The 13,902-nt window shown below is 74.5% G+C and carries 1 protein-coding gene; it reads right to left on the bottom strand.

The features are described 5' to 3' along the window. Positions 1-26: 26 nt before the first annotated feature. Positions 27-13,862, bottom strand: coding sequence for a type I polyketide synthase (locus tag ACZ6EM_RS08040; protein WP_465772020.1), 13,836 nt, complete (start codon positions 13,860-13,862; stop codon positions 27-29). Positions 13,863-13,902: the final 40 nt, after the last annotated feature.

The following is a 13,902-nucleotide window of genomic DNA, read 5'->3' as shown; positions in this document are numbered from 1 at the left end:
CTGCGGAGACAGCCTTCGGTGGCCCATCAGGAGGCCCCGAGCTCGCGGTCGATGAAGTCGAAGATCTCGTCGTCGCTGACGTCCTCGAAGCCGTCCTCGTCCCCGGGTCCGGCCGCGGGCCGGTCGAGTGCCTGCAGCAGGTCCCTCAGCTGGACGAGCGCGCCGGCCCGGGCCGCGTCATCGAGTTCCGTCAGGGTCCTGGCGAGCTCCTCCAGTCCGGTGAACGCCGGCGAGGCGGCCGGCGCCGGATCCGTGGACCCGGTCAGTTCCAGCAGGTACCGGGCCAGGGCGTCCGGGGTGGGGTGGTCGAACATCACGGTCGTGCTCAGCCGCAGACCGGTGAGCCGCTCCAGGTCGTTGCGGAACTCGACCGCGGTGAGCGAGTTGAAGCCCAGGTCGAGGAAGCCGCGGCCGGGCGGGACGGCGTCCTCGTCGAGGTGGCCGAGCGCCGCGGCGGCCCGCCGGCGCACCGTGTCGAGCAGCAGCTGTCCGCGTTCCGGTCCGGCCAGCGCGTCCAGCCGGCTCCGCAACCGGTCACCCTGCGTGCTTCCGGCGGTCACCGCGCGGCCCGTCCCCGGCCGGGGGCGGGCCGGGAGGAGGCCGCGCAGCACCGCCGGAACGGTACCCGCCGCCTCCTGCTCGCGCAGCGCGCGCAGGTCGAACCGGGCGGCCACCAGCGCGGACCGACGCGACGTCAGACTCAGGTCGAGCAGGGCGAGCCCGTCCTCGGCGGTCAGCGGGACCACACCGGTGCGGCGCAGCCGCGCCCACTGCGCGCCGCCGAGCGCCCCGGTCATGCCGCGGCCGGGCCCCTCGGCCTCCCAGCTGCCCCAGGCCAGGGAGGCAGCGGGCAGGCCCAGGTCGCGGCGCTGATCGGCCAGCGCGTCCAACATCGCGTTGGCGGCGGCGTAGTTCGCCTGCCCGGCCGAGCCGAGCACCCCGGCGATGGAGGAGAACAGCACGAACGCGCCGAGCGCCGTGCCCCGGGTCAGCTCGTCCAGGTGCAGCGCCGCGTCGCTCTTGGGCCGCAGCACGGCGTCCAGGTCCGCGGCGGTCAACGACCGCAGCACTCCGTCCGCGACCACGCCGGCGGCGTGGAACACCCCGGTGAGCGGGTGCGCCGCCGGAACGTCCCGCAGGACGGCCGCCAGTGCGGCACGGTCCGCGACGTCGCAGGCCGCGAAGGTCACGGCCGCGCCGTCCGCGGCCAGTTCGGCCGCCAGCTCGGCATCGGCGCCGCCGCGGCTGACCAGCAGCAGGTGGCTCACACCATGCCTCCGGACCAGGTGACGGGCAACCTGGCGGCCGAGCGCGCCGGTGGCGCCGGTGATCAGCACGGTGCCGTCGGGGTCCAGCACCGGGGCCGTCGCCTCGGCGTCGACGGACACCGGGGCCAGGCGCGGGACACGCGCCGCACCGTCCCGCAGGGCCACCTCGGGCTCGTCCCCGGCACAGGCGGCGAGCAGCAGCTCGACGGTGCTCCGCCCGTCGGTCTCCACCAGCCCGAACCGACCGGGGTGTTCGCGCTGCGCGGCCCGCACGAGTCCACGCACCGCCGCGTCGGCCGGCCCGTCGCCGCGGGTGAGCACGACCAGGCGGCTGCCGGACAGCCGCTCCTCCGCCAGCCAGGACTGCAGCACGGCGAGGAAGCCCGCGGTTTCCGTGCGCACCCTCTCCGCGGATCGCGCCGTCGACGGGGCGAAGGCCGGGCAGGGGGCCACCACCACCTCCGGTGCGTCGCCGTCCGCGGCGGCGAGCGCGGCGACGTCCGGGTGACGTCCCGCTCCGGCCGGCAGGCCGACCGCCTCCGTCTCCGGGTCCTCGCCGCCCAGCAGCGCCCACCGCAGGCCGGCCGGCGCGGCCGGCAGGGCCGCCTCGACCCATTCCGTCGCGTACAGGCCGCCTCGTTCGCCACCGAGGACCCCGGTGGGCAGGGGACGGCAGGCCAACGAGTCGATCCGGGCGAGGAACCGCCCGTCCCGGTCCCAGGCCTCGACGCGCACGCGGTCCGCCGCGAGCTCGGTGATGCGGGCCCGCAGCGCCGTGGCGCCCGTCCCCGCCACCCGCACGCCGCTCCAGGCGAACGGCAGCACCGGCGCCGGGTCGTCCCGCAGCAGCAGGAATCCGTGCAGTGCGGAGTCGAGCAGCGCCGGGTGGAGCACGAAGCCGTCCGGGTCGGCGCCCTCCGGCAGTTCGGCCTCCACCAGTACGGTGCCGCCCTCGCGCCAGGCGGCGCGCAGTCCCCGGAACAGCGGGCCGTAGCCGAGCCCGAGGGCCGCGAGGTCCGGGTAGAACGTCTCGACGGACAGGGCGGTGGCCCCGGCGGGCGGCCACGGCCCGTGGTGGTCCGCCGGATCCTGCCCGGGCGTTCCGGCCGTGCCCGGGCTCAGCCGCGCCGTGGCGTGCCTCGTCCACCCCGTGGACGAGGCATCGTCCTCGGGCCGGGCGTACAGGGCGGCCGACCGGTCCCCGTCGTCCCCCGGCGCGCCGACGACCAGCCGGAGCTGGAGCCCCCTGCCCGCGGGCAACACGACCGGGGACTCCAACAGCAGTTCCCGCACCTCGTCCGCGCCGACCCGGCCCGCGGTGTGCAGCAGCAGGTCGAGGATCGCCGTGCCGGGCAGCAGTACCGCTCCGGCGATCGTGTGCTCGACCAGCCACGGGTGGGTGGCCTCCGCCACCCGGCCGGTCAGGCTCAGCGCCTCCGACTCGGGGTCGTCCACCACCGCGCCCAGGAGCGGGTGGAGCACCTCTCCCAGACCTGCGGCCGAGACCTGCCCAACTGCCGGGGTGGGCTCCAGCCAGTAGCGCCGCCGCTGGAAGGGGTAGCTCGGCACCGCGAACGCACCGGTCCCGAGGTGCTTCCCCGAGCCGCCGGTGGAGTCGAGCAGCGCCGGCCAGTCGACCTCGGCCCCGTGCACGTGCAGCCGGGCCAGCGCGACGGCCGCGCTCAGGTCCTCCGGCCGGTCGGCGCGCAGCACCGGCACCGCGACGGGCCGCTCGGCCCCGGCGGGCCAGCTGTCCAGGGCCATCGGCGTCAGGACCGCTCCCGGACCGAGTTCCAGCAGCACTTCGGCGCCCGCTTCCTGAGCCCGGCGCACCGCGTCGGCGAAGCGCACCGTGCCGCGGGCATGGCGCACCCAGTACTCGGCCGACCCCAGTTCCTCGTCACCGGCCGGCCGGCCCGTCAGTGCGGAGATCACCGGGACGGTCGCGGGCCGGTAGTCGAGGCCCTCCGCGACGACGCGGAACTCCGCCAGCATGTCGTCCATGTGCGCGGAGTGAAAGGCGTGGCTGACCGCCAGGCGCTTCGTCCTGCGCCCCGCCGTGGCGAGTTCGCGAGCCAGTTCGGCGACGGCGTCCTCGTCCCCGGCGATCACCACCGACGTCGGGCCGTTCACCGCGGCCAGGTCCACCGCGGACCCGTGGCGCTCGATCAGCGCCCGCACCTGCTCCTCGTCCGCCTCGACGGCGAGCATCGCCCCGCCCGGCGGAAGCGCCTGCATCAGCCGGCCCCGGGCCGTGACCAGCTTCGCCGCGTCCGGCAGCCCCAGCACGCCGGACACGTGCGCGGCCGCGATCTCACCGACCGAGTGCCCGAGCAGCAGAGCGGGACGCACGCCCCAGTGTTCGAGCAGCCGGAACAGGGCCACCTCGAGGGCGAACAGCGCCGGCTGGGTGTACGCGGTGCCGTCGAGCAGTGCCGCCTCCGCACTCCCCGGATCGGCGAACACCACGTCGGCCAGCGGGCGTTCCAGGTGCCGGTCGAGTTCGGCGAACAACTCGTCGACGGCGGCCGCGAAGACCGGCTGGGACCGGTACAACTCCCTTCCCATGCCGGCACGTTGGCTGCCCTGACCGGTGAACATGAACGCCACCGCCCCGGAGCCGGCGACGGCGCCGACCACGTCGGGAGTCGTGCCGCCCTCCGCCAGTTCGTCCAGGCCCACGAGATAGCCGTCCAGGTCACGAGCGACGACCGCCGCGCGGTGGTTCCAGTGGGTGCGGGTGGTGGCCAGGGCCCGGGCGACGGCGCCCGGATCGACGCCCTCGACCCCGCGGACGCTCCGGGCGAGGTTGACGGCCTGTTCGCGCAGCGCCGCCTCGGAACGGGCCGACAGCACCCACGGAACCGGACCCGCCACCACATCGACCGCCGGGGAGGACGGCCGGGACGGCGGCTGTTCGAGCACGACGTGCGCGTTGGTACCGCTGATCCCGAACGCGGAGACCCCCGCACGCCGCGGCCGCTCCACCTCCGGCCACCGTTCCCGACCGACGAGCAGTTCGACACCACCGCCCTCCCACTGCACGTGCTCGCTCGGCGCGTCCACGTGCAACGAGGCGGGCAGCACACCGTGCTCCATCGCCTTCACCATCTTGATCACACCGGCCACACCCGCCGCGGCCTGGGTGTGCCCGATGTTCGACTTCACCGAGCCCAACCACAACGGACGATCCGCCTCCCGGCCCCGCCCGTACGCCTCGATCAACGCCTGCGCCTCGATCGGGTCCCCCAGCCGCGTACCCGTACCGTGCGCCTCCACCACGTCCACGTCCCCCGGCACGAGCCGCGCGTCGGCCAGCGCCGCCGCGATCACCCGCTGCTGCGCCGGACCGTTCGGCGCCGTCAACCCGTTGCTCGCACCGTCCTGGTTGACCGCCGAACCACGCACCACCGCCAGCACCCGGTGACCGTTGCGCCGCGCGTCCGACAGACGCTCCACCAACAGCAGCCCCGCACCCTCGCTCCACCCCGTCCCGTCCGCCGCCCGCGCGAACGGCTTGCACCGCCCGTCGACCGCCAACCCCCGCTGCCGACTGAACTCCACGAACATCGACGGAGTCGACATCAGGGTCACTCCGCCGGCCAGGGCGAGGTCGCACTCACCGCGCCGCAGCGACTGGGCCGCCAGGTGCAGGGCCACCAGCGAGGACGAGCAGGCGGTGTCCACGGTGACGGCCGGCCCCTGGAGACCCAGCTGATAGGCGACCCGACCCGACGCGACACTCGACGAGTTGCCTATCGCCAGGTACCCCTCCATGCCGTCAGGGGTCTGCTGGAGGCGTGAGCTGTAGTCGTTGTACATCACACCGGCGAACACACCGGTCTGCGACTCCCGCAACGTCACCGGATCGATCCCGGCCCGCTCCACCACCTCCCACGCCAGCTCCAGCAGCAACCGCTGCTGCGGATCCGTCGCCAACGCCTCCCGCGGACTGATCTCGAAGAACTCCGCGTCGAAGTCCGCCGCGTCGTACAGGAACCCACCCCGCCGCGTGTACGACTTCCCCCGCACCTCCGGATCCGGATCGAACAACCCCTCCAGATCCCACCCACGATCCTCCGGGAACCCACCGATCGCATCACCCCCCTCCACCACCAACCGCCACAGGTCCTCCGGCGACACCACCCCACCCGGGAACCGGCACGCCATCCCCACGATCGCCACCGGCTCCTCCACCGACGACACCACCGGCACCCGCACCGGCACCGGCACCGGCGCCGCCGAGGACACCCCCAGCACCTCCTCCCGCAACCACGCCGCCAACGCCACCGGACTCGGACGGTCGAACACCACCGTCGCCGGCAACCGCACCCCCACCACCGCCTGCAAACGGTTCCGCAACTCCACCGCGGTCAACGAATCGAAACCCAGATCCTTGAACGCCCGACCCGCGTCCACCCGCGAACCGTCCACATGCCCCAGCACCAACGCCACCTGGGCCACCACCACGTCCAGCAGCAACCCCTCCTGCTCCTCCACCGACAGACCCGCCAACCGACCCGCGAGTGCGGAACCGGCGCCGGCGCCGGCGCCGGCGCCGGTGGCGACAGCGGCGCTCGAAGCGCGTCGCAGCACCGGCCGAACCAGCTCGGCGAACATCGGCGAGAGCGCGGAACCACCGCCGCCGGCGCGCGAGTCGAGGACAGCCGTGCTCAGTTCGGCGAGCACCGGGTTGGGGTGGTCGAGGGTGAGCGCGGTGTCGAAGAGGGCCAGTCCGGTCTCGTCCGACATCGGCGCGATACCCGCCCGCGCCATCCGCGCCCGATCCACCTCCCCCAAATGCCCCGTCATCCCACCGGCCCGCTCCCACAGACCCCACGCCAACGACACACCCGACAAACCCGCACCACGACGCCACGCCACCAACGCGTCCACGAACACATTCGCAGCCGCGTAATTCGCCTGCCCCGCAGTCCCCAACACCCCCGCCACCGACGAGAACACCACGAAAGCCGCCACATCCCCCGCCACCAGATGCAGATTCCACGCACCCAGCACCTTCGGACGCAACACCCGCCCCAACGCCCCCACCGACAAGTTCTCCACCGTCGCGTCGTCCAGCACACCCGCCGCATGCACCACACCCGTCAACGGGAACTCCACCGGCAAACCACCCACCAACCCCGCCAACGCCCCCAGATCCGCCACATCGCACGCCGCCACCTCGACCACCGCACCCAAACCCCGCAACTCCCCCGCCAACACCTCCAACCCCGCATCACCCCCACCACGACGCGACACCAACAACAACCGCCGCACCCCATGACCAACCACCAGACGACGCGCCACCACACCACCCAGCGCACCACCCGCCCCCGTCACCAGAACCGTCCCACCACCGAACGACGACGACCCCCCACCACCCCCACCACCCGACACCCGCACCAACCGCGGCACCACCACCCCACCGGCACCGACCACCACCTGCGCCTCACCCGACGCCAACACCCCCGACAACCACCCACCGACCCCACCCGCACCAACCCCCGCATCCACCAACACCAACCGACCCGGATGCTCCGACTGCACACTCCGCAACAAACCCCACACACCCGCACCCGCCAAACCACCCGCCCCCGACACCCCACCAGGCCCCACCGAACCCCCCGTCACCACCACCAACCGCACACCCACCAACCGCTCCTCCACCAACCACCCCCGCACAAACGCAAGGGCGGACTCGACGGTCGCCAGGGCCAGTTCGCCGGCGTCCTCGCCGGCCGGGAGCTCGAAGGCGGTCAGGACGACCGCGGGCGGGGTGGCGTCCGGGCCGAGCGCGTCGAGGAGGGCGCCCAGGTCGGCGTGATGGGCGACGGGCAGGCCCTCGGTGTCCAGCGCGCCGGGGCCGACGACAGCCCATTCGCCGGGCGCGGGCGGAGCCGCGGACACGGTCCGCAGCGGGACCCAGGCGACTTCCAGCACCGGGCTCGACGCGGTACGGCCGGCGGGCGAGGTCATCTCACGCAGCGTCAGCCCGTCGACGGAGGCGACCGGCGCGCCGCTCGCGTCGGCGGCCTCGATCGAGGCGGTGCCGTCCGCGCGCCGGGTCAGCCGGACCCGCAGGTCGGTCGCGGCGACCGCGTGCAGCCGGACGCCCGACCAGGAGAACGGCAGCCTGGTGGCGGCGGCAGCGGGGTCGAGGACGAGCAGGTGCAGGGCGGCGTCCAGCAGCGCGGGGTGCAGGCCGTACGCATCGGCCGCCGCCCGCTGGTCCTCGGGAAGGCTGATCTCGGCGTAGGTGGCGTCGCCGTCCGTCCAGGCGCGGGTCACGCCCTGGAACAGCGGCCCGTAGTGGTACCCCTGGTCGGCCAGGCGCGGGTAGAGGTCCGCGACGTCCAGCTGGTCCGCTCCGGCCGGCGGCCACTGCTGCGGCAGCGCGGAGGGCGTGGCCGCGCCGCGGACCAGGGTTCCGGTGGCGTGCCGGGTCCACTGCTCCTGCGGCGTGTCGGCGTCCTCCGGCCGGGAGGAGACGGTGACCGCTCGTCGTCCGGTGTCGTCCGAGGCGGCGAGCGAGACCTGCAGGCGCACCGCGCCGGCCTCGGCGAGGACGAGCGGTGCTTCGAGGGTCAGTTCCTCCAGAGTCCGGTGGCCCACGCGGTGCCCGGCGTGCAGGGCCAGTTCGACGAATGCCGTGCCGGGCAGCAGCACGGTGTCGCCGACCCGGTGGTCGGCCAGCCAGGGGAGGCCGCGCTGCGAGAGCCGCCCGGTGAAGACCAGCTGTTCGTTGTCGGCCAGGGTGGTCGTCGCGCCGAGCAGCGGGTGGTCGTCCGGTTGCAGGCCGAGCCCGGTCGCGCCGCCGGCGGTGCCGGCGGGTTCGGCGAGCCAGTAGCTTTCCCGCCGGAAGGGATAGGTGGGCAGTTCGGCGGTGGCGGCGTCGCCGGGGAACAGCCTGGCCCGGTCCGGCGACGCGCCGCCGGCGATCGCGCGGGCGAGCGAGTCGAGGAACTGCGGACGGCCGCCCTGCTGCCTGCGCAGCGATCCGACGGCGGCGCCGTGGACGCCCATGCCGTCGAGGGTCTCCTCGATGCCGACGGTGAGCACCGGGTGCGGGCTGGCCTCCACGAACAGGGTGTGGCCCTGCTCGATCAGACCGCGGACGACCTGTTCGAAGCGGACGGGGTTGCGCAGGTTGCGGTACCAGTAGCCGGCGTCGAGCTGCGTGGTGTCCTCGACGAGTGCGCCGGTGAGCGTGGAGTGGAACGGCACGGCGGAGTGCGGGCGCGGTGCGATCGGCGCCAGCAGTTCGGCGAGTTCCGCCTCCAGCGCCTCGACGTGCGCGGAGTGCGAGGCGTAGTCCACCGGGATCCGACGGGCGCGGACGCCGGACTCCTCGCAGTGGGCGAGGAGTTCACCCAGGGCGTCCGGGTCGCCGGAGACGACCGTCGAACGGGGCCCGTTGGCCGCTGCCACGGACAGGCGGCCGGACCAGGCGGCGAGCCGCTGCTCCACGTCCTCGGCGGCCGACGCGACGGAGACCATGCCGCCGGTACCGGCCAACCGCAGCAACGCCTTGCTCCGCAACGCCACCACCCGCGCCGCGTCCCGCAACGACAACGCACCCGCCACACACGCCGCCGCGATCTCCCCCTGCGAATGCCCCACCACCGCCGCCGGCTCCACCCCGAACGACCGCCACAACTCGGCCAACGACACCATCACCGCGAACAACACCGGCTGCACCACATCGACCCGCTCCAACGAAGGCGCCCCCGGCACCCCCTCCAACACCCCCTCCAACGACCAGTCCACGAACTCACCCAGCGCCGAACCGCACTGCGCCATCCGCTCCGCGAACACCGCCGACGACCCCAACAACTCCGTCGCCATCCCCACCCACTGCGACCCCTGACCCGGGAACACCAGCACCGGACGGACGTCCTGTGCGGCGTAGCCGCGCACCAGCAGGTCGTCGGAACCGTCGGCCGCGAGCGCGCGCAGCGCCCGCAGGGCCTCCTCGCGACCGGTCGCGGTGACGACCGCGCGGTGTTCGAAGCGGGCACGTCCGGCGGCCAGGGTGCGACCGATGCCCGCCACGTCGAGCGGGCCGTCCTCGGCGGCGAGGACCGTGGCCAGCCGGTCGGCGACGCCGCGGAGCGCCGAGTCGTCACGGGCGGTCAGCAGCCACGGCAGGCCGGGGCCTGCTCCGTCGGGGACGGCGGCGGTGGGGACGGCGGCGGTGGGGACTGCTGGGCCCTCTTCGAGGATCAGGTGGGCGTTGGTGCCGCTGATGCCGAACGAGGACACGGCGGCCCGGCGCACCCGCTCGCCGCGTTCCCACGGAACGGCGTCCTGGAGCAGGCTGACGGCTCCGCTGCTCCAGTCGACGTGCGAGGTCGGACTGTCCACGTGCAAGGTCCGCGGCAGCAGGCCGTGGTGGAGGCTCATCACCATCTTGATCACGCCGCCGACGCCGGCGGCCGCCTGGGCATGGCCGATGTTGGACTTGAGGGAGCCCAGCCACAACGGCTTCGCCGGGTCGCGGCGCAGGCCGTAGGTGGCCAGCAGCGCCCGTGCCTCGATCGGGTCGCCGAGGGTGGTACCGGTACCGTGTGCCTCCACCGCGTCGACGTCCGCGCCGGTCAGTCCGGCGACGGCCAGCGCCTGCCGGACCACCCGTTCCTGGGCCGGTCCGCTGGGCGCGGACAGGCCGTTGCTGGCGCCGTCCTGGTTGACCGCCGAACCGCGGATCACCGCGAGCACGCGCAGGCCGCGGCGCTCGGCCTCGGACCGGCGCATCAGCACCAGCATGCCCACGCCCTCGGCCCAGGCGGTACCGTCCGCGGCCTCGGCGAAGGCCTTGGCCCGACCGTCGGGTGCCAGTCCGCGCTGGCGGCTGAACTCGACGAACATGCCCGGCGAGCTCATCACCGCGGCGCCGCCGGCCAGCGCCGTCTCGCACTCGCCGCGCAGCAGCGACTGGGCCGCCATGTGCAGTGCCACCAGCGAGGACGAGCAGGCGGTGTCCACGGTGATCGCCGGCCCGTGCAGGCCCAGGGCGTACGACACCCGCCCGGAGGCGACGCTGGAGGTGCTGCCGGTCAGCAGGTAGCCGTCGTAGCCCTGGGCCGCCTGGTGCAGGCGCGGCCCGTACTCGGGGGCGACGGCGCCGACGAACACCCCGGTGCTGCTTCCGCGCAGACCGGACGGGTCGACGCCGGCCCGTTCCAGCGCTTCCCAGGAGGTCTCCAGCAGCAGCCGCTGCTGGGGGTCCATCGCGGTGGCCTCCCGGGGGCTGATCCCGAAGAAGCCGGGGTCGAAGCGGTCCGCGTCGAGCAGGAAGCCCCCGACGTCGACGTAGGAGCGTCCGGGCCGGTCCGGGTCGGCGTCGAAGAGCGTGTCGAGGTCCCAGCCGCGGTTGTCGGGGAAGCCGCCGATCGCGTCGACGCCGTCGGCGACCAGCCGCCACAGGTCCTCCGGCGAGGCCACCCCGCCCGGGTAGCGGCAGGCCATGCCGACGATCGCCACCGGCTCGTCGACGGCCACCAGCGGGCCGGTCGGTCGCGTGTCGTCCGGCGTGTCGCCGGCGAGCCGCTCCGCCAGGTGCCGGCCCAGCGCGAGCGGGCTCGGGCAGTCGTACAGCAGGGTGGTCGGCAGGTCGAGGCCGGTGGCGAGCGAGAGCCGCGCGCACAGGTCGACCGACATCATCGAGTCCAGGCCGAGGTCGCGGAAGACCGCCGAGCCGTCGACGTCCCCGGCCGAGGTGTGTCCGAGGACGGCGGCGACCTCGGCGCGGACCAGGGCGGACAGCGCCCCGGTCCGGTCCGGCCCGGCGGGAACGGCGGGAACGGCGGGTACGGGAGCTACGGCGGGTACGGCGCCGGCATCCAGGTCCGCCTCGGCGGTCGCGCCGCGCGGTGCGACCGCCGGGCGGCCCGGTCCGACGGGTTCGGGCCAGAAGCTCTGTCGCTGGAAGGCGTAGGTCGGCAGCGGGACGGTGCGGGCCCCGCTCGGGGCGAAGAAGGCGGACCAGTCGAGGTCCACCCCCGCGAGGTGGAGCTGTGCGAGCGAGCGGACGAAGGTGTCCTCCTCCGACCGGTCCCGACGCTGCGCGGCCACCGCGAGCGGGCCGGGGGTGGCATCCGCGGGAAGGTTCTGCCGGATCATGTGGACCAGCGCCGCGTCCGGGCCGATCTCGAGGAAGCGGGTGACGCCCAGTTCGTGCAGGGTCCGGATGCCGTCTCCGAACCTGACCGTCGCGCGGACGTGCTCGGCCCAGTAGTCGGCGGAGGCCAGCTGCTCGGGCGAGGCGAGCGTCCCGCTGAGGTTGGAGACGACGGGCACGGCGGGAGCCGAGAAGTCCAGTCCCGCGGCGAGTGCGCGCAGGTCGTCGAGCGCCGGCTCCATCAGCCGGGAGTGGAAGGCGTGGCTGACCTGGAGCCTGCGGGTTCGTCGTCCGCGCTCCCCGAACACGGCCGCCACCGCGAGCACGGCCGCCTCGGGGCCGGAGACGACGGTGGAACCGGGAGCGTTGACGGCGGCGATCCCGGCGTCGCCGCCGTGCGCGGCGAGGACGTCCCGCACTTCGTCCTCGGTGGCCTCGACGGCGGCCATCGCGCCGCCCTCGGGCAGTGCCTGCATCAGCGCGCCGCGTCCGGCCACCAGCCGGCAGGCGTCGGGCCGGGACAGCACCCCGGCGACGTGGGCGGCGGCCAGTTCGCCGATCGAGTGGCCGATCAGGTAGTCGGGGTGGATGCCGAGCGATTCGAGCAGACGGAACAGTGACACCTCGAAGGTGAACAGGGCGGGCTGGGTGTACGCGGTCCGGTCCAGCAGGGCGGCGTCCGGGGTGCCCTGGTCGGCGAACATCACGGTCCGCAGCGGATGCTCCAGCAGACCGTCGAACTCCGCACACAGTTCGTCCACGGAATTCCTGAACTCGCCGAAGGCCTCGTACAGTTCGCGGCCCATGCCGGCCCGCTGGGCGCCCTGGCCGGAGAACACCAGGGCCAGCGCGCCGCCCGGTTCGGCGCTGCCGGTCAGCACCTCGCCGACGGGGCGGCCCTCGGCGAGCGCGGTCAGCCCGTCCACCAGGGCGCCGCGGTCCCGGCCGACGACGGCCGCGCGGTGTCCGAAAGCGGTCCGGGTGGTGGCCAGCGACAGTCCGAGCTCGGCGGGCGTGTCGTGCGACCCGTCCGACAGCCGGTCCAGCAGCCGCCGCGCCTGCCCCTGCAGGGCGGCCCGCGTCCGCCCGGACAGCACCCAGGGGACGGTCCGGTCGGCCGACGGCGCGGCGGCGTCCGGCTCCGGTTGCGGCTCCGGCTCCGGTTTCCGGTGCTCGGCGAGGACGAGGTGGCAGTTGGTGCCGCCCATGCCGAAGGAGCTGACGCCGGCCACCAGTCGCTCCTCGGGGCGGGGCCAGGGCTCGTGCCGGGTCTGCACCTGCAACCGGAGCTCGTCGAGCGGGATGTCGGGGTTGGGGGTCCGGAAGTGCAGGCTGGCGGGGAGTTCGCGGTGGCCCAGGCTGAGTGCGGTCTTGATCAGCCCGGCGATGCCGGCGGCCGCTTCCAGATGTCCGATGTTGGTCTTGACGGAGCCCACTCGCAGCCGGGAGCCGGCCGACCGGTCGGCGGCGAAGACCATGCCGAGCGCGGCGGCCTCGACCGGGTCGCCGACCCGGGTGCCGGTGCCGTGCAGTTCGACGTACTGGACGTCGGCGGGCCGGAGGCCGGCCGCGGCCTGCGCCCGCCGTACCGCCTCGGCCTGGTACTCGGCGCTGGGCACGGTGAGGCCGTCGGTGCGGCCGTCGTTGGTGACGGCACTGCCGAGGATGACGCACTGGATGCGGTCGCCGTCGCGCACGGCCAGCCGCAGCGGCTTGAGCAGCACCAGGCCGGCGCCCTCGCCGCGCACGTACCCGTCGGCGTCGGCGTCGAAGGTGTGGCAGCGTCCGGACGGCGAGAGCGCGCCGAACTTCGCGGAGGTTTCGGTGGTCTCGGCCAGCAGGTCGAGGTTCACCCCGCCCGCGATCGCGAGTTCGGACTCGCCCGCCCGCAGGCTCTCGCAGGCGAGGTGGACGGCAACCAGGGACGACGACTGGCCCGCGTCCACGGCGAGGCTGGGGCCGTGCAGGCCGAGGACGTAGGACAACCGGTTGGCGATGATGCTGCGGTGGGTGCCGGTGACGGTGTGGCCGGTGGCGCCGTCCGGGCCGCGCCGGCCGAGCAGGTGCGCGTAGTCGTCCCAGATCGCGCCGACGAAGACGCCGGTGCGGGAGTCCCGGAGCCGCTCGGGGAGGACGCCGGCGTTCTCCAGGAGTTCCCAGCCGAGTTCGAGGACCAGCCGCTGCTGCGGGTCCGTCTCGACGGCCTCGCGGGGGGAGATCCCGAAGAACGCGGCGTCGAACCCGTCCACCCGGTCGAGCAGTGCCGCGGGCATGGGCCGCCCGTCGCCGGCCGGCCCCCAGCGGTGCCCGGGGGCCGGCGCGACCGCGTCCCGGCCTTCGCGCAGGAGCTGCCAGAAGGCCTGCGGATCGTCGGCCTGCGGCAGTCGGCACGACATGCCGATGACTGCCACGGCGTCCTGGGCCCGCACGGCGGACCGGTCGGCGTCGATCTTCGCGGTTCCTGCAACCACCCTGCTCACTCCTCGGTCGAAAACTGTGGCCCTGGCTCCG

The organism is Kitasatospora sp. NPDC041917 (genome assembly GCF_055589745.1).
Note: the sequence above shows the minus strand (reverse complement) of the source record. Positions and strands in the feature narration are given on the sequence as shown.